General features: G+C 69.7%; 19 protein-coding genes. 7 read left to right on the forward strand and 12 right to left on the reverse strand.

Annotated features, from left to right (window positions below):
• Nucleotides 1-53: 53 nt before the first annotated feature.
• A complete protein-coding gene (locus G3M57_RS22970; RefSeq protein ID WP_163233201.1) occupies nt 54-851 on the reverse strand; it encodes a 3-hydroxybutyrate dehydrogenase in 798 nt (265 codons plus the stop codon).
• 112 nt (nt 852-963) lie between these two features.
• The gene (gene yaaA / locus G3M57_RS22975) at nt 964-1,731 is read right to left on the reverse strand and encodes a peroxide stress protein YaaA (RefSeq protein ID WP_163233202.1); all 768 of its coding nucleotides are present in this window, start codon (nt 1,729-1,731) and stop codon (nt 964-966) included.
• Nucleotides 1,732-1,832: 101 nt separating this feature from the next.
• Between yaaA and G3M57_RS22980 the strand changes: the two genes are divergently transcribed.
• Nucleotides 1,833-2,165 carry a hypothetical protein gene (locus G3M57_RS22980; RefSeq protein ID WP_056756858.1) on the forward strand — a complete coding sequence of 111 codons (333 nt, stop codon included), beginning with the start codon at nt 1,833-1,835 and terminating at the stop codon, nt 2,163-2,165.
• A gap of 15 nt (nt 2,166-2,180) precedes the next feature.
• On the opposite strand, the gene G3M57_RS22985 is transcribed toward G3M57_RS22980, so the two are convergent.
• Nucleotides 2,181-3,590 (reverse strand): FAD-binding oxidoreductase, encoded by a 1,410-nt coding sequence (locus G3M57_RS22985; RefSeq protein ID WP_163233203.1) that lies wholly within the window; start codon nt 3,588-3,590, stop codon nt 2,181-2,183.
• 67 nt (nt 3,591-3,657) lie between these two features.
• Here G3M57_RS22985 and G3M57_RS22990 point away from each other — a divergent pair, with 67 nt between their 5' ends.
• Both G3M57_RS22990 and G3M57_RS22995 read left to right on the forward strand, forming a co-directional pair.
• Complete coding sequence (locus G3M57_RS22990) at nt 3,658-3,936, forward strand: type II toxin-antitoxin system VapB family antitoxin (protein ID WP_167531082.1); 279 nt, start codon at nt 3,658-3,660, stop codon at nt 3,934-3,936.
• On the forward strand, nt 3,933-4,328 hold the full coding sequence (locus G3M57_RS22995; protein WP_163233205.1) for a type II toxin-antitoxin system VapC family toxin: 396 nt from the start codon (nt 3,933-3,935) through the stop codon (nt 4,326-4,328). Before G3M57_RS22990 ends, G3M57_RS22995 begins: the two co-directional genes overlap by 4 nt.
• A 159-nt stretch (nt 4,329-4,487) precedes the next feature.
• Here G3M57_RS22995 and G3M57_RS23000 read toward each other — a convergent pair whose 3' ends face one another.
• The 4 genes from G3M57_RS23000 to G3M57_RS23015 all read right to left on the reverse strand — a co-directional run bounded on the left by G3M57_RS23000 (nt 4,488) and on the right by G3M57_RS23015 (nt 7,848).
• Nucleotides 4,488-4,805 (reverse strand): 1-deoxy-D-xylulose-5-phosphate synthase, encoded by a 318-nt coding sequence (locus G3M57_RS23000; protein ID WP_163233206.1) that lies wholly within the window; start codon nt 4,803-4,805, stop codon nt 4,488-4,490.
• Nucleotides 4,806-4,811: 6 nt separating this feature from the next.
• Entirely contained in the window at nt 4,812-5,789 is a 978-nt protein-coding gene (locus G3M57_RS23005; protein WP_163233207.1) for an L-threonylcarbamoyladenylate synthase, read from the reverse strand.
• Entirely contained in the window at nt 5,720-7,063 is a 1,344-nt protein-coding gene (locus G3M57_RS23010) for a YceI family protein (protein ID WP_163233208.1), read from the reverse strand. Before G3M57_RS23010 ends, G3M57_RS23005 begins: the two co-directional genes overlap by 70 nt.
• Before the next feature lie 155 nt (nt 7,064-7,218).
• Nucleotides 7,219-7,848, reverse strand: a complete 630-nt coding sequence (locus G3M57_RS23015) for a YceI family protein (protein ID WP_163233209.1) — start codon at nt 7,846-7,848, stop codon at nt 7,219-7,221.
• Nucleotides 7,849-8,020: 172 nt separating this feature from the next.
• On the opposite strand from G3M57_RS23015, the gene G3M57_RS23020 reads away from it, so the two are divergent.
• Nucleotides 8,021-9,766, forward strand: a complete 1,746-nt coding sequence (locus G3M57_RS23020; RefSeq protein ID WP_163233210.1) for an acyl-CoA dehydrogenase — start codon at nt 8,021-8,023, stop codon at nt 9,764-9,766.
• 34 nt (nt 9,767-9,800) lie between these two features.
• Here the strand turns inward: G3M57_RS23020 and G3M57_RS23025 are convergent, their stop codons facing one another.
• Together G3M57_RS23025 and G3M57_RS23030 are read right to left on the reverse strand one after the other, a co-directional pair.
• Nucleotides 9,801-10,433 (reverse strand): lysoplasmalogenase family protein, encoded by a 633-nt coding sequence (locus G3M57_RS23025; protein WP_163233211.1) that lies wholly within the window; start codon nt 10,431-10,433, stop codon nt 9,801-9,803.
• Nucleotides 10,426-10,863, reverse strand: a complete 438-nt coding sequence (locus tag G3M57_RS23030; RefSeq protein ID WP_056756843.1) for a YkvA family protein — start codon at nt 10,861-10,863, stop codon at nt 10,426-10,428. The genes G3M57_RS23025 and G3M57_RS23030 overlap by 8 nt, the downstream gene beginning before the upstream one ends.
• Nucleotides 10,864-10,917: 54 nt before the next feature.
• Here G3M57_RS23030 and G3M57_RS23035 point away from each other — a divergent pair, with 54 nt between their 5' ends.
• On the forward strand, nt 10,918-11,700 hold the full coding sequence (locus tag G3M57_RS23035; RefSeq protein WP_056756836.1) for an SDR family NAD(P)-dependent oxidoreductase: 783 nt from the start codon (nt 10,918-10,920) through the stop codon (nt 11,698-11,700).
• A 179-nt stretch (nt 11,701-11,879) separates the two neighbouring features.
• Here G3M57_RS23035 and G3M57_RS23040 read toward each other — a convergent pair whose 3' ends face one another.
• The 3 genes from G3M57_RS23040 to G3M57_RS23050 all read right to left on the reverse strand — a co-directional run bounded on the left by G3M57_RS23040 (nt 11,880) and on the right by G3M57_RS23050 (nt 13,683).
• The gene (locus G3M57_RS23040) at nt 11,880-12,485 is read right to left on the reverse strand and encodes a CC0125/CC1285 family lipoprotein (protein ID WP_056756835.1); all 606 of its coding nucleotides are present in this window, start codon (nt 12,483-12,485) and stop codon (nt 11,880-11,882) included.
• Between the two features lie 111 nt (nt 12,486-12,596).
• Nucleotides 12,597-13,232 (reverse strand): LysE family translocator, encoded by a 636-nt coding sequence (locus tag G3M57_RS23045; protein ID WP_056756834.1) that lies wholly within the window; start codon nt 13,230-13,232, stop codon nt 12,597-12,599.
• A gap of 46 nt (nt 13,233-13,278) precedes the next feature.
• A complete protein-coding gene (locus tag G3M57_RS23050) occupies nt 13,279-13,683 on the reverse strand; it encodes an MAPEG family protein (protein WP_163233212.1) in 405 nt (134 codons plus the stop codon).
• A gap of 166 nt (nt 13,684-13,849) precedes the next feature.
• On the opposite strand from G3M57_RS23050, the gene G3M57_RS23055 reads away from it, so the two are divergent.
• Together G3M57_RS23055 and G3M57_RS23060 are read left to right on the forward strand one after the other, a co-directional pair.
• Nucleotides 13,850-14,050, forward strand: a complete 201-nt coding sequence (locus G3M57_RS23055; RefSeq protein ID WP_028038824.1) for a KTSC domain-containing protein — start codon at nt 13,850-13,852, stop codon at nt 14,048-14,050.
• A 63-nt stretch (nt 14,051-14,113) separates the two neighbouring features.
• The gene (locus tag G3M57_RS23060) at nt 14,114-15,448 is read left to right on the forward strand and encodes a PQQ-dependent sugar dehydrogenase (RefSeq protein WP_163233213.1); all 1,335 of its coding nucleotides are present in this window, start codon (nt 14,114-14,116) and stop codon (nt 15,446-15,448) included.
• Nucleotides 15,449-15,474: the final 26 nt, after the last annotated feature.

A 15,474-nucleotide genomic window follows, 5' to 3' on the forward strand; every position in this document is an offset into this window, starting at 1 on the left:
CCGAGCCTGATCAGGCGACACGCCGCAAGGGCATGTCCCCGGCGCGATGACCGCTACTGCGCCGTCCAGCCGCCGTCGATGCTGAAGGCCGCGCCGTTGGCCGAGGCCCCCGCGTCGGAAACCAGGTACAGCAGCATGCCGTTCAACTGGTCGAAGGTGACGAACTGCTTGGTCGGTTGGGCGGCCAGGATCACGTCCTTCATCACCGCCTCTTCCGAGATCCCCCGGGCCTTGGCCTGGTCGACGATCTGGGCCTCGACCAGCGGGGTCTTCACGAACCCCGGGCAGATGGCGTTGCAGGTGATCCCGAAGGTGGCGGTCTCCAGCGCGACGGTCTTGGTCAGGCCCAGGATGCCGTGCTTGGCGGCCACATAGGCGCTCTTGAACGGCGAGGCGACCAGACCGTGGGCCGAGGCGATGTTGACGATCCGTCCGCGCCCCTGCTCCTTCATAATCGGCACGGCCGCGCGCGTGGCGTGGAAGGCTGACGACAGGTTGATGGCGATGATCAGGTCCCACTGGTCGACCGGGAAGTCCTCGATCGGGGCCACGTGCTGGACGCCGGCGTTGTTGACCAGGATGTCCAGCTCGCCGAACTCGGCCTTGGCCGCGGCCACCATCTCGGCGATCTGGCCGGGCTTGGTCATGTCGGCGCCGTTGTAGAGCACCTCGACGCCATGCTTCTCGGCCAGGGCGGCGCGGGTCTTCTCGATGGCGGTCATCTCGCCCAGGCCATTGAGGACGATGTTGACGCCCTGTGCGGCCAAGGCGTCGGCCATGGCGTGGCCAATGCCGCTGGTCGAACCGGTCACGATCGCGACCTGCCCCTGCAAACCGAAATCCACGGCCATCGGCCTCTCCTTGCGCTCACCGCACACCATGTTGCAGCGCAACATACAGCTGGCGCTCGCCCAAGTACACCGGCGATCAGCGCAGCCTATATAATTTCACCGATAGATGAATTCAGGGCTGGAGGCGAGCGAAAACCCAGTCTGCCGGGGTCGAGAGGTCGGCGCGGTAGCGGTAGCCGTCCAGGTCGAAGGCCCTGAGGTCGTCGGCCCGGTCGATCCGGTTGTCGATCGCGAACCTGGCCATGCGGCCGCGGGCCTTCTTGGCGAAGAAGCCCAGCACCCGCAGGGTGTTGCCCTTCTCTTCCTTGAAGTGGCAGGTCACGGTCGGCAGCTTGAGGGCCTTGGCGTCGACGGCGCCGAAATATTCCTGGCTGGCCAGGTTCACCAGGGTCGGGTCAGTGTGCTCCTGGGCGGCGACATTGAGGGTCTTGGCGATGGTCTCGCCCCAGAAGTCGTAGAGGTTGGCGCCACGCTTGGTCTTCAGCCGCGTGCCCATCTCCAGGCGGTAGGCCTGCAGGGCATCCAGCGGCCGCAGCACGCCATACAGGCCCGACAGGATCCGCAGGTGGTCCTGGGCCCAGTCCAGGGCCGGACGATCCAGCTCGCGGGCGTTCAGCCCGGCATAGACGTCGCCGTTGAAGGCGATCACCGCCTGCAGGCCGTCCTCGACCTGGGCGTCGAAGTCCTGGAAACGCGCATGGTTCAGCACCGCCAGCTTCTCGGAGATGTGCATCAGCCGGCGCAGGTCGGCGACCGTCAGCTTGCGCGTCGCCTTGGCCAGCTCCGCGATCTGGGGCTTCAGCTCTGGCGTGGTGAGCGGCAGGACCTCGTCGGGCGCGGTGAAGTCCAGCGACTTGGCGGGAGAGATGACCATCAGCATGGCGGTGCAGATAGAGGCTCAGGACGGCCAGGGCTAGTGCGAGGCTGGACAATGGGCCCGCCCGCCGCGATGTTGCCCGCCCTTTCGCCGGACCATGACCGATGCCCCCGCTTCTTGGCCTCCTGGCCGCCCTGACCTGCCCGCTGGTGATGTTCGTGGGCCTGTTCCTGGTGATCCGCACGCCGGGGCTGAAGTGGCGCATCGCCTGGGCGGTGCTGTGCTTCGTCGGCATCGGGGCGTTCTGGATGCGGGCCTCGACGGGCGAGTGGGGCTTCCTGCCTATGGCGATCAACCTGCTGGGTCCGGGCCAGCAGCCCGGCTTCTACAAGGCCACGATCCCGGTCGGCGCCCTGGCCTCGATCTTCGTGTGCGTCAGCGTCCGGCGCGCCCGGAAGGCGGCCCTGGCGGCGAAGCAGACGGACGGCGCGGCTTAGAACCCGGTCCGAACGCTAGAACAGCACGCGCGGGTTCATGATCCGCGTCGGGTCCAGGGCCGCGCGGATGGCGCGCAGGGCCTCGATCTCGACGGCGCTCTTGTAGCGCAGGGCCTCGGCCGACTTCATCGTCCCCAGGCCGTGCTCGGCGCTGATCGAGCCGTCCATCGCCGCGACGATGTCGTGGACGATCCGCGCGCCCGCGTCGCGCAGGGTGTCATGAGCGTCGTCCGAACCGCCGTCCGGCCGCAGCACGTCGTAGTGGACGTTGCCGTCGCCGACATGGCCGAAGGCCACGACCCGCACGCCGGGCGACAGCCCCTCCACCGCCGCCGTGGCCTGGTCGATGAAGTCGGCGACCTTGGAGACGGGCACCGAGACGTCGTGCTTCCAGGCCGCGCCCTCGGGCTTCTGGCCGCCGGACTGGTTTTCGCGCACCGCCCAGAAGGCGTGCGCCTGGGCGTCGGATTGCGCGACAGCCGCGTCCTGGATCAGGCCGCGCTCCAGCGCCCCGGCGAGAAGCCGTTCCATGGCCGCCTCGGCCGCGCCGGGTTCGCCCGAGGCGGTCTCGACCAACACGTACCAGGGGTGCACCGCCGCCAGCGGTTCGCGCAGGCCGGGGATGTTCTTCAGGGCGAAGGCCACGCCCAGGCGGCTCATCAGCTCGAAGGCCTCGACCGCGCCCCCGGTCTCGTCCTTGGCCCGGGCCAGCAGGGCGATGGCGTCGTGCGGCGTGGCGACGGCGGCGATGGCCACGCAGCGCGAGGCCAGCCGCGGATAGAGCTTCAGGCTGGCGGCGGTGATGATCCCCAGCGTGCCCTCGGCCCCGATCAGCAGGTGCTTGAGGTCATAGCCGGTGTTGTCCTTGCGCAGCCGCTTGAGGCCGTTCCAGACCTCGCCGTTGGGCAGCACCGCTTCGATCCCCAGGATCTGGTCGCGCATCACGCCATAGCGCAGCACCGCCGTGCCGCCGGCATTGGTCGAGGCCAGGCCGCCGATCGTGCACGAGCCCTCCGAGGCCAGGCTCAGCGGGAAGCGGCGGTTGACCGACAGGGCGACCTCGTGGGCCCTGGCCAGGGTCACCCCCGCCTCCAGCACCATCACGTCGTCGAAGGCGTCGACGTCGCGCACGGCCGTCAGCTTCTCGGTCGAGAGCAGGATCTCTCCGCGCGGGATCTGGCCGGCGACCAGGCCGGTGTTGCCGCCCTGCGGAGTGATGGCCACGCCGTCGGCCGCGCAGACGCCGACCACCGCCGCGACCTGCGCCGTGGAGCGGGGCAGGGCCAGCAGCGGCGTCTGGCCGGTCCAGCGGCCGCGCCATTCCTGCAGCTTGGGGGCCAGGCGGTCGGGATCCTGGCTCCACCCGCCTTCGCCGAGCACGGCCTTCAGGCGGGACAGGGTGTCGGCGGGAACAGGCTTGGTCATGGGCGGGGAGGATACGCTTTCTGGGCGGTCGCTGTCAGTATATACTGCCGTCTATACGGAGACCGGCATGGGCATCCTAATCAAGAACCCCGAGGCCGAACGCGCGGTGCGCGAACTGGCCGAACTGACCGGCGAGAGCCTGACCACCGCCGTCGAAGTCGCGGTGAAGGAGCGGTTGGAGGCCAAACGCGCAGCGGCTCCACGCCACAAGCCGCGCAGCGTCGCGGAAATGGACGCGATCACCTGGAAATACCTGACGCCGGAAGCGCGCGCCGGTCTCATCCCGCCGATCACCAAGGCCGACTTCGACGAGATTAACGAGATCCCTGGCCTGGACGACGAATGAGGCTTGTCGTCGATAGCTCGGCCCTGGTCGCCATCGCCTTGCGCGAGCCAGACCGAGGCCCGTTTATCCACGCCCTGGAAGCCGCCAACGAAATCCTGATCTCGCCTATGAACTACGTCGAGACAGGCGTCGTGCTGACCACGCACAAGCTGTTCACCTCGCGCGACACGATCGGCGCCTGGCTCACCGCCTACCGTGTCCAGGTCGCGCGCGAGCCCGCGATAGAAGCGGCTGCGCTCGAAGCCTATCTCCAGTTCGGCAAGGACCGCCATCCCGCCCGCCTGAATCTGGCCGACTGCTTCGCCTACGCCCTGGCCAAGTCGCTGGACGCGCCCCTGCTCTACAAAGGCGACGACTTTCCGCTGACCGACGTCCGCTCGGCGCTGGACTAGGGGCCATGGCTCCTAGGCGTCACGACGCGAATGCCTCGTCCTTCGACAAGCTCAGGATGAGGAATTCGAGTGCCGACGTCGCAACAGTAGCCCTCATCCTGAGCTTGTCGAAGGACGAGGGCGGCTCCCGGGCGCTCATCTCGCCGTCGTCCGCGGATCCTAGCCCCCCACCGGATCCGGCATGCCCCGGACGTCGCGCCAGTATTCCTCGCGCACGTCGTCGTCGATCACCGGCGGATCGCCCGCGCCCTTGTAGAGCCGGTCGTCGCCGCCCTTGCGGGCCTTGGCGATCCAGAAGGGCTGGCCGGTCTCGGCGTCGCTGAAATTGGCCTTCAGGCCCGAGTTCCGCAGCGCCTCGAAGGTGCGGCCGGCGTAGTAGAGGGTCTCGCCGGTCTTGGAGAGCCTGACCCGCCCGATCCGGGCCGGACCGTTCAGGCCCTTGGACTTGTCTTCGAGGTACATGATGCGGAATTTCATCGGCTCTTATCCCACGAACCCGGCCGCCCGTCTCAGACGGTCGTTGATCGCCTCGCCCAGGCCCTCGTCCGGGATCGGGGCGACGGCGATGCCGGCGGGCCTGGTCCGGTCGGCGGCGCGCATGAACGCGAACAGCTTAGCCGCCGCCTCCGCGAGATCGCCCGAGGGGCTGAGGTTGAACACCCCCTCCCCCGTCGGCCACGGCCCGAACGCCAGGAACGCCTCGCCCTCGCGCGGCGCGGTCGCCTCGATCCGCACGGGCGCGTCGGGCGCGTAGTGCAGGGCCAGGCGGCCGGGCGAGCGCTTGGCGTCGTCGTCGGCCGGGGCCAGCGGTCCCACCACCGCCTCCAGCTGGGCCCTGGTCACGGCGCCAGGGCGCAGCAGGCGGACCGGACCGTCGAGCACGGCGACGACGGTGGATTCCAGGCCCACCGCGCAGGGTCCGCCGTCCAGGGCGGCGGCGGCCTTGTCGCCGGTCTCGGCGAAGGCGTCGGCGAAGGTGGTCGGGCTGGGCCGGCCCGAGCGGTTGGCCGACGGCGCGACCACCGGCCCGCCGAACGCGGCCAGCACGGCGCGCGACAGCGGATGACTCGGCACGCGGATGGCCACGGTGTCCAGTCCCGCCCGGGCCAGGTCGCAGACGGCGGCCACGTCGCGGATCGGGGCGACGATCGTCAGCGGTCCCGGCCAGAAGGCGGCGGCTAGCGCCAGGGCGCGGTCGTCGAAGACGGCGATGCGGGCCGCGGTCTCCGCGTCGTGGACATGGGCGATCAGCGGGTTGAAGCGCGGGCGGCCCTTGGCCTCGAAGATCGCGGCCACGGCCGCGGGGTTGGCGGCGTCGGCGCCCAGGCCGTAGACCGTCTCGGTCGGCAGCAGCACCAGGGCGCCGTCCGCCAGCGCCCGGGCGGCGGCCGCTATTTCCGCTTGGCTGTGATGGCGAAGTTGACCTTCACCTTGCCGCCGATCTGATCCGTAGACGCCCATTCGCCCTGTCCAACCCCGAACGCCGTCCGGTCCAGGGTGGTTACACCGCGCGCCGTGGCCGTGTCGCCATCGATCTTCAGGGTGAAGGGCAGGCTGACCGGCTTCTTGACGCCGCGCAGGTCCAGCGTCCCGTCGGCGACGAACTTGCCTTCGCCGGTCTTGCGGAATTTGCTGGCCGTGAAGGTCGCCTTGGGATGGGCGGCCGTGTCGAAGAAGTCCCCGCTGGGCAGGCTGGAATCGCGCTGGTCGTCGCCGGTGGCGGCCGAGCCCATGTCGATGCTGACGGTTAGTTTGGAGCGGTCCAGCGCCTCGGGCGAGAACAGGATGTCGGCCGTCCAGCGCTTGAACTGGCCCTCGATGGCGTCGCCGGCCCAGCTGGCGGTGAAGTTCAGGGTCGAGCCCTTGGCCACGGCCCAGGCGACGGGATCCTTCAGGGCCGTCTCCGGCGCGGCCGGGGCGACGGTTTCGGCCGGCGGCGTGATCGGGGTCGGGGCGGCCGTGGCGGCCTCGGCCGGGGCGGCGGGCTCGGCGCTGGGCGTGCCGGCCTGGGCGTCGGCGATGTCTGCCGGGGCGGCCGGGGCCTTGGCCTTCAGCGCCGGCCTGTAGGCGTAGCCGGCGAAGACCACGGCGACCAGGCCGGCGGCGGCCAGCCAGGCGCGCGGCTCCAGCCAGCCGGGCTTGGCGCCCGGCGCCATGTGGCCCAATACCGCGTCGCGGTCGAGGATCTGGTGCTTGGCCACCGCCCCCAGGTGCAGGGCCAACAGGCCGTAGGTCAGCTTGACCAGCAGGCCGTGGGCGTTCTCGCCGATCTCGTGCCACAGGTGCTTGGGACCGGCCGCCAGCTCGGGCAGGAACGGCAGGTGCGGCCAGGGGATCGCGCCATACAGCACGGTCGGGATGGTCAGCCGGCTGGCCGAGACGATGATCCAGCCGGTCAGCGGCAGGCCGATCATGATCACGTAGAAGCCCGCGTGCACGATCTTGGAGGCGATCGTCTCCCAGCGGGCCTGGGTGACCGGATGCGGCGGCGGCCGATGGAACAGCCGCCAGGCCAGACGCGCCAGGCTGAGCAGCAGGATGGTGATCCCGATCGACTTGTGCAGTTGGAAGATGGCGTAGGTGGCCGGCCCCTTGGGCTCGTCGCCCATCCGCCAGCCCAGGATAATCTGGAAGACGATGGCGGCGGCGATCAGCCAGTGCAGGACGACGGCGACGGTCGTGTACCGGACGGGGCGACCCGCCGAAGGGGTCTCGATAGGCGCTTCGGCGGTCATGGTCGTCCTCGTCTCGGGTCGGGTCTTAGCAGATCCATTAGCGCGCCTCTTCCTGAGGGGCTCGACCCTTTGGTCGAGCCTCGAAGGACGCAGCGTGAAAGCCGTGCGTCCTTCGAGGCCCGCCGCGCGGGCGCCTCAGGATGAGGAGGTCTAGCTTATTTCTTCGGATTGAACTCAGCTTCGATCGCCAGGTCGACGTCGTCGCTGACCATCGGCACGAGGTGGGTGAAGCCGAAGTCCGAGCGCTTGATCTTGCCGGTGGCCGAGAAGCCCATGATCTGCGAGCCGAACGGGGTCTTGGCGTAGCCGTTGTACTTGACGTCCAGGGTGACCGGCTTGGTCACGCCGCGGAAGGTCAAGTCGCCGGTCAGCTTGCCCGGCTCGACCTTGGTCGAGACGAAGGTGATCTTCGGATACTGGGTCCCGTTGAAGAACTTCGCGTCCGTGCCGATTTCCTTGTCGAAGTCCGGCAGGCCGGTGTCGACCTTGGTGGCGTCAATGGTGATCGACACCTTGGTGTCCAGCGGCTTGGCCGGGTCGTAGGCGTACGAACCGTCGATGGCGCCCTGGGCGAAGCGGAAGGTGTAGTGCGACGTGCCGAAGTGCGTGACCTTCATCGTCAGGCTGGCGTGGCGCTTGTCGAGCGTCCAGGTTCCGGCGGGCGCGGCGGCCGGATCGCTCGCGACCTGGGCGGAGGCCACGACCGGCAGGGCGGCGGACGCGGTCAGAAGAGCGCCGGCCAGGAAGGCGCCCCTAAAGAGCGAGGAGGCGATGCGGCGGTTCATGGGGACAGTCTCCAAACTGTAATAACAGCAGTTGCTGATCCCCCAACTTAGGAAGCTTGGCCCGGCGCGGAAGGGACCGCCCTTCACGAAGCCGTGATCCAATCGACTTTGCAGGGGGCGTCGCGGCATCTAAACGAAGTTCACCTATCCGCCGCCAGATCGGACACGTCCCATGACCTACCGCGCGCCCGGCCGCGACCTCGCCTTCGCCCTGAAGCACGTGGCCGGGTTCGACCGCCTGGCGACCGCCTTCCCGGAGGCCGACGCCGACACGGTCAGCGCGGTGCTCGAGGCGGCGGGAGCGTTCGCCAGCGAGGTGCTGGCCCCGCTGAACCGAGGCGGAGACCTGGTCGGCGCGAAGCTCGAAAACGGTGTCGTCCGCACCGCGCCGGGCTTCGCCGACGCCTACCACCGGTTCGCCCAGGACGGCTGGACCAGCCTGGCGGCCGCGCCCGAGCACGGCGGCCAGGGCCTGCCGAAAACCCTGGAGGTGGCGGTGCTGGAAATGGTCCAGGCCGCCAACATGGCGTTCGGCCTGTGCCCGATGCTGAGCCTGGGCGCCATCGAGGCCCTGACCCACCACGGCTCAGACCGCCAGAAGTCGCTCTACCTGCCTCGCCTGGTGTCGGGCGAATGGACCGGGACCATGAACCTGACCGAGCCCCAGGCCGGCTCGGACCTGGGCGCCCTGACGACGATGGCCACGCCGGACGGGAACGGCGGCTACAGCCTGTCGGGCCAGAAGATCTTCATCACCTGGGGCGACCACGACGCGGCCGACAACATCCTGCACCTGGTGCTGGCCCGCACGCCCGACGCCCCGCCCGGCGTCAAGGGCATCTCGCTGTTCCTGGCTCCCAAGGTTCTGGTCGACGAGGCCGGCGGCCCGGGCGCGGCCAACGCCCTGCGGGTCGGCGGACTGGAGCACAAGCTGGGCATCCACGGCTCGCCGACCTGCGTGATGCTGTACGAGGGGGCCAAGGCCGAACTGGTCGGCCAGTTGGGCCAGGGCCTGGCTCACATGTTCACGATGATGAACGCCGCGCGGCTGCAGGTCGGCGCCCAGGGGACCGCCATCGCCGAGCGGGCCTACCAGCAGGCGCTGGACTTCTCGCTGGAGCGGACGCAAGGCCGCTCGGCCTGGACCGGAGCCCATCCCTCGCGGCTCTACGACCATCCCGACATCCGCAGGACCCTGGTGCTGATGAAGGCGAAGATCGAGGCGGCGCGTGGGATCTGCCTGTCCACGGCCGTGGCCGCCGACCTCTCCACCCACGCCGCCACCGAGGAAGAGCGCGCGACCGCCAAGCTGCGTGAGGAACTGCTGACCCCGATCGCCAAGGCCTGGTCCACCGACGTCGGCGTCGAGGTCGCCTCCCAGGGCGTGCAGGTGCACGGCGGCATGGGCTTCATCGAGGAGACCGGCGCGGCCCAGCACTATCGCGACGCCCGCATCGCCCCGATCTACGAGGGCGCCAACGGCATCCAGGCCATCGACCTGATCGGCCGCAAGCTCCCCCTGTCGGAAGGCCAGGCGATCGCCGACCTGATGGACGACATGCGCGACACCCAGGAAGCGCTTGAGGCCGCCGGCGGCGCGCTGGGCGGCTTCGCCCTGCGTTTCAAGGCGGCGCTGGACGCGGCCGGTTCCGCCACCGCCTGGCTGATCGAGCGCCGGGCCCGGGCCATACCCGACGCCCTTTCTGGCGCGACGGCCTATCTGAAGCTGCTGGGCGACACGGTCGGCGGCTGGATGCTGGCCAAGGGCGCCCTGGCCGAACCCGAGGGCCTGCGGCTGACGCTGGCGCGGGTCTATGGCGAGGCCGTGCTGGCCAGCGTGCCAGGGCAGCTGGCGGCGGTGACGACAGGCGCAGCGGATCTAGAGGCGGTGACGCCGGACATGCTGGGCGCGCACTGACACGGCGGGGGGCGACGTCGGCGGGCCAAAGCTGCTAGCGCAACATCCCCCAGGTGATCATCGCCTGGCCGACGAAGTACAGGAACCACACCGCCCAGGCCGTCAGGCGGGGCGAGCCGGCCAGCTTGGCGCCCTTGAACAGGTCGAACGACAGGATGGCGTCGGAGGCCATGAAGGCCAGGGCTCCGACGGTGGCCGGCCAGCCCAGGCGCGGCAGCAGCAAGCTCGTCGAGACCATCGCGACGATGGCCAGAACATAGAGGACGACGGCCGGCTTCAAGGCGCCCAGCGACGTCCAAAGCCTCGCCAGCAGGGTCGCGGCGGCCAGGACGACCAGGGGCGCGGCGATCCAGAACGCCGCCCCGGCCGGACCTCGCTCGCGCCAGAACAGCACGACATAGACCCCATGGCCCGCCAGGAAGGCGGCCAGGCCGAACGGCAGCCAGCGCTTGGGATCGCCGGCGAGGAAGGCGTCGCCGAGCGCGCACAGGGCCAGGGCGATCGCCAGCCCCGGCCCGCCGCCCTCCAGATAGGCCAGCACCGACAGCGCCCCCACGGCGAGCGTCTTGACCAGGGTCCGCAGGAACGACGGCGGCCGCTGAACCAGGACCAGGCCGTACAGCACCGCGCAGAGCCCGGCCACGGCCCACAGCCGAAGGTCAGTCATCCGCACCCAGCTTGGCGAGGAAGGTCCGGGCCTCGTCCTTGTGGCGGGGTTTGAGGTTCTTGCCGACGATGGCGATCAGGGCCGCGATGACGGCGGCGTCGTCGGTGAAGCCGATGGCCGGCAGCACATCCGGGATGGCGTCGGTCGGCAGCACGAAATAGGCCAGGGCCGCCAGCATCATGCCCTTGGCGGCGGTCGGCGTGGTGGGATCCTTGGCGCACCACCACAGCGACAGGGCGTCGGCCGCGAACGGGACCTTGGCGGCCACCTTGCGGATCTTCGGCCAGAAGCCCCGCGCCACGCGCTGCTCATTGACCTTCACCGTGGCGGGCACGAGGGCCTTCTTCGGATCCAGCACCTCGCGGGCGTTCGCTTCGGGGTCGACGCCCTTCGGGTTGACGTCGGGGGATGGTTTGGCGTCTGCGCTCATCGGGGTAAACCGCTCCTCAAGGTCCAATTAAACGCAGGCTCTGAGGAAACGTCCATGAAACTCGATAGCACCGTCGCCGCCGTCGTCACCGGAGGCGCCTCGGGTCTCGGCGAAGCCACCGCCCGCGCCCTGGCCGCCCAGGGCGTAAAGGTCGCCATCTTCGACATGAACGAGGCCAAGGGCGAAGCGGTCGCCCGGGAGATCGGCGGCGTGTTCTGCAAGGTCAACGTCACCTCCGACGAGGACGTTGACGCCGGCTTCGCCAAGGCCCGCGCGGCCCACGGCCAGGAGCGTGTCCTGGTCAACTGCGCCGGCACCGGCAACGCCATCAAGACGGCCAGCCGCGACAAGGCCACCGGCGAGGCCCGGCACTTCCCGCTCGACGCCTTCAACATGATCATCCAGATCAACCTGGTCGGCACGTTCCGCTGCATCGCCAAGTCGGCCAAGGGCATGCTGGACCTGGAGCCGCTGGAGGACGGCGAGCGCGGCGCGATCGTCAACACCGCCAGCGTGGCGGGCGAGGACGGCCAGGTCGGCCAGGCCGCCTATTCGGCCTCGAAGGGCGGCGTCATCGGCATGACCCTGCCGATCGCCCGCGACCTGATGAACGACGGCGTTCGGGTCAACACCATCCTGCCGGGGATCTTCAACACGCCGCTGATGAACGGCGCGCCCGAGAACGTGAAGGCCGCCCTGGCCGCCTCGGTGCCGTTCCCCAAGCGCCTGGGCAATCCCGAGGAATACGCCCAGTTGGCCCTGACCATGATCACCTGCGGCTATTTCAACGGCGAGGACGTGCGCCTGGACGGCGGCATCCGCATGGCCCCGCGATAGGGAGCGCTTCCTTCTCCCCTTGCGGGAGAAGGTGGCCCGCGCAACGGGTCGGATGGGGGGTCTCTCAAAACGACAACCGCCGCGACCGGCCTTTCGGCTGCTCGCGGCGGCTCTGTCTTTCGACCTCTCATCCGTCGGCTAGGCCGACAACTTCTCCCGCAAGGGGAGAAGGAAGGTCGCTACTTCGGCGCCGGGCGCTGGATGCTGGGCGCCAGGTTGGCCATGATCTCGCGAGCGTCATAGGCCCGCGGATCGCCCGACGGCTTGCGCCCCTTGTGCATCACGATCTCGGCGCTGGCCTCGAACTTCTCGATCGTGCGGACTTCGGTGCGATCGAAGAAGGGGTCGCCCCAGTAGGGATCCCAGGCGCGCCAGCCGCCATAGCGGGGCCCGTAATAGCGCCAGGCCGGGCGCCAATAGCCGTAGCCGCCGCCGTAATAGCCGAACGGTCGGCCGAAGGGGTCGCCGTCGATCACGGTGCGGGCGTCACGGTCGGTGCGGCGGTCGGCCGTCTCGAACCAGTCATAGCCCTGCTGGGTGGTCAGCTCGGCGGCCCGGTACAGCAGATAGCGCTCGACGGTTTCCCGCGAGGTGAGGCTGTTGCCGGCGAAGGTCACCCGATAGCGGTCGCCTTCGAGACGCTGCTCGGAGAAACCGCCCGTCGCCTGCTGGCCGCGGACGTTCGGCTGGTAGGGGGTGGCGGTGGCGCAGGCCGTCAGGAGGGCGGCGAGCGCCACGGCCGCGACCATTCCGGCCTTGCCGCCTATGGTCTTGCGTTTAGTCATGGCGCATTCCTTTACTCGGAATCTTGGCGAAAAGACTCGTTTCGTCCCATCAGCCTAATGCATGGCCCAGCTTTGTGGTTTCGCCAAGGCGAATGCGTTTCAGCGATGAGATCAGCCGCGCGCGACGATCAGTCCCGCGGCGGTGATCAGCAAGACCCCGACCACGACCGCAAACCCCTTGCGGAACCCCGGTTCGGTCATCCGCGAGGCCAGCGCCGCCCCGCCCAGGCCGTAGCTGCTCATGCTGATCAGGTCCATGCCGATGGTGGCGGCGGCGAACATCAAAAGTTGCGGCGCGAGCGGCCGCTGGACGTCGATGAACGGCGGCAGCACCGCGGTGAAGAACAGCAGGATCTTGGGATTGGCGATCTGCACGGTAAAGCCGTCGCGGAACGCCGAGCGGCCCATGCGGAACGACCGGTGGGGCTCGCCCTCACCGCCGAGGTCCTTCAGGGCCGACCCGATCGACTTCAGCCCCAGCCAGACCAGATAGGCCGCCCCGGCCAGGGCCAGCAGGTGGAAGGCCTTGGGGAAGGCGATGATCAGCGCGCCCAGTCCCAGGGCCGAGCAGCCGAACCAGACCAGGGTGGCGGTGTTCATGCCGACCACGCCCAGCAAGGCCGCGCCCTTGCCCTTCTGCATGCCGGTGGCGATGGCGAACAGGTTGGCCGGCCCTGGGGTGATGGCCATGACGAACATCGTCACCAGGAAGGCGCTGTAGCGGGCGGGATCAACGGGCAGGGTCATGGCCGGCCCCTCATAGCCAAGCCTCGCCCGCCCGGCCAGCGGGCGGCTAGGCCCCGAGCGTGACGAGCATCCAGATGACGCGCCCCAAGGCGCCGAACAGCAGGACCGCGGTCGCCAGGGCCTGGATGATGAACCCGACCTCGCGCTTGCCCGGGTCGGCCACATAGCCCAGGGCGTAGACGATGCGCCCGATGATCCAGATTCCGCCGAGGATCACGGCGACCAGGTCGCTCCAGTAGATCGCGAACAGCCACAGCGACGGCAGGAACAGCGGCAGCCATTCCAGGGTGTTGGCCTGCACGCGGATGTGGCGTTCGAGAACCGGATCGCCGGTCATGGTCGGCGCCTGGATGCCGCACTTGCGCCGGGCCCGGCCGATGCGGGCGGCCATCCAGACATAGACCAGCAAAGCGGCGATCGTGACGATCGCGACCCAGGAATGCGGTTGCATGTGCGCTTCTCCCCCCGGCTCACGTGAAGCGGAGCCTTCGTTCGACGGACTACACCCCAGTTCGCGTCGGTTTGCACCCTAAACGGGCGCCCGGCGATCCCCGGGGAACCGCCCCACGCGGCGCGCGCTCTTCTGTCAGACGACCCCCATGCGGAGATCCTGAGCCATGCGTGTCGACTCCACGGCGATCCGGCGAATCGACTACGAGCCCGAGCACGGCAAGCTGTTCGTCACCTTCATCGACGGCGACGAATACGTCTATGTCGGGGTGCCGCCCCGGGTGACCGAGGCCTTCGAACGGGCCCCGTCGAAGGGCCGGTTCTTCCAGCGGATGATCCGCGACCGGTATCCCTACAATCGGGTCTGACGCCCTTTCCTCAGGCGCATTGCAACGCTAGATCGTGGCCCCTGAGCGGACGGGGGCGACGACATGGTGCGAGCGAGGATCGCCTTGGTGCTGGGCTTGGCCCTGGGCTCGGTCTTGGGCTTGGGCGCGGCCCCGCTCGCCGCCCAAGCTGCGCCGCGCGTCGGCTACAAGGTCGAAGGAACCTGTGACGGCTGGCCTCGGCTGCCGATCGACACCGCGGCGGGGATGTGCGCCGGCCTGGTGCTCGGCCCGGTCCCCGGGGCCTTCGCCGACCGCCAGCTGCGCCTGCCCCGCACCCTGGTCCAGCTGGACGGGCAGACCTGGCTGGTCGCCGACCTCGCCGACTGGACCCGCCCGCGCGGCGTGATCTGGAAGCTGACCGCCGCGCCCGGCCAGACCGTGCAACTGCAGCCCCTGCTGACCGGCCTGTCGCTGCCGCACGGCCTGGCGATCGGTCCCGACGGCCTGGCCTATGTCGGCGAGATGAGCCGGATCTTCCGCTTCGACCCGCGCGCGCCCGACCCGGCCGCCACGGTCCAGGACGTGATCACCGGCCTGCCGGACAACAAGCTGCACGACAACCGCCACCCGCTGTCGCAGTTCGTGTTCGCCGCCGACGGCGCCCTGCTGGTCAATGTCGGCGCGCCGTCGGACCAGTGCCTGGACGCCAACGGCGCGCGGGTCGGGACCGACCGTTGCGACCAGTCGGAAGGCCAGGAGGCCACGGCCGGGATCCGCCGCTACGCCCGCCTCGCCCCGGGCCGCTGGGAGCCGACGTTCACGATGCTGGCGCGCGGCCTGCGCAACTCGGTGGCCCTGGCGGTGCATCCGTCGGGAACGGTGCTGCAGGCCGAGAACAGCTACGACTTCGACGACCGCTGGAGTCCGTTCGAGGAGGTCAACCGCATCGAGGCGGGCCGGCACTACGGCTGGCCCTATTGCCAGGACTTGACCACGCCGACGCCCGGCTGGGCCGGAGCCATGGACTGCGCCTCGGCCGCCCACACCCCGCCCGCCGCCCTGCTGCCGCCCCACGTCGCCCCACTGGCCATGACCTGGTACCAAGCCGCGATGTTCCCCGGTCTCAAGGGCAAGCTGCTGATGAGCTGGCATGGCTATCGCTCGACCGGCGGCCGCCTAGTCGCCTTCGCGGTCGACGCCCAGGGCGTTCCGTTGACGCGGTCCAAGGCGACCTATCCGACCTATCCCAGCGGCTCGCGGCCGTTCGGCGCCGGCCCCGCCGCCCAGGCCCAGGTGCTGACGCCGGGTTGGGGCCGGGCCGAGGGCGTGCGGCCGCAGGGGACGCCCGTCGGGATCACCGTCGCCGCCGACGGCGCCATCTGGGTCGCCGACGACAAGAACGCCAGCATCATCCGCTTCGCCGTCGACAGGCCCTGAGGCCGCCCCAGAGGAACGCCCCCCTG

Origin of the sequence: Caulobacter rhizosphaerae (assembly GCF_010977555.1) — a bacterium.
GTDB lineage: Bacteria > Pseudomonadota > Alphaproteobacteria > Caulobacterales > Caulobacteraceae > Caulobacter > Caulobacter rhizosphaerae.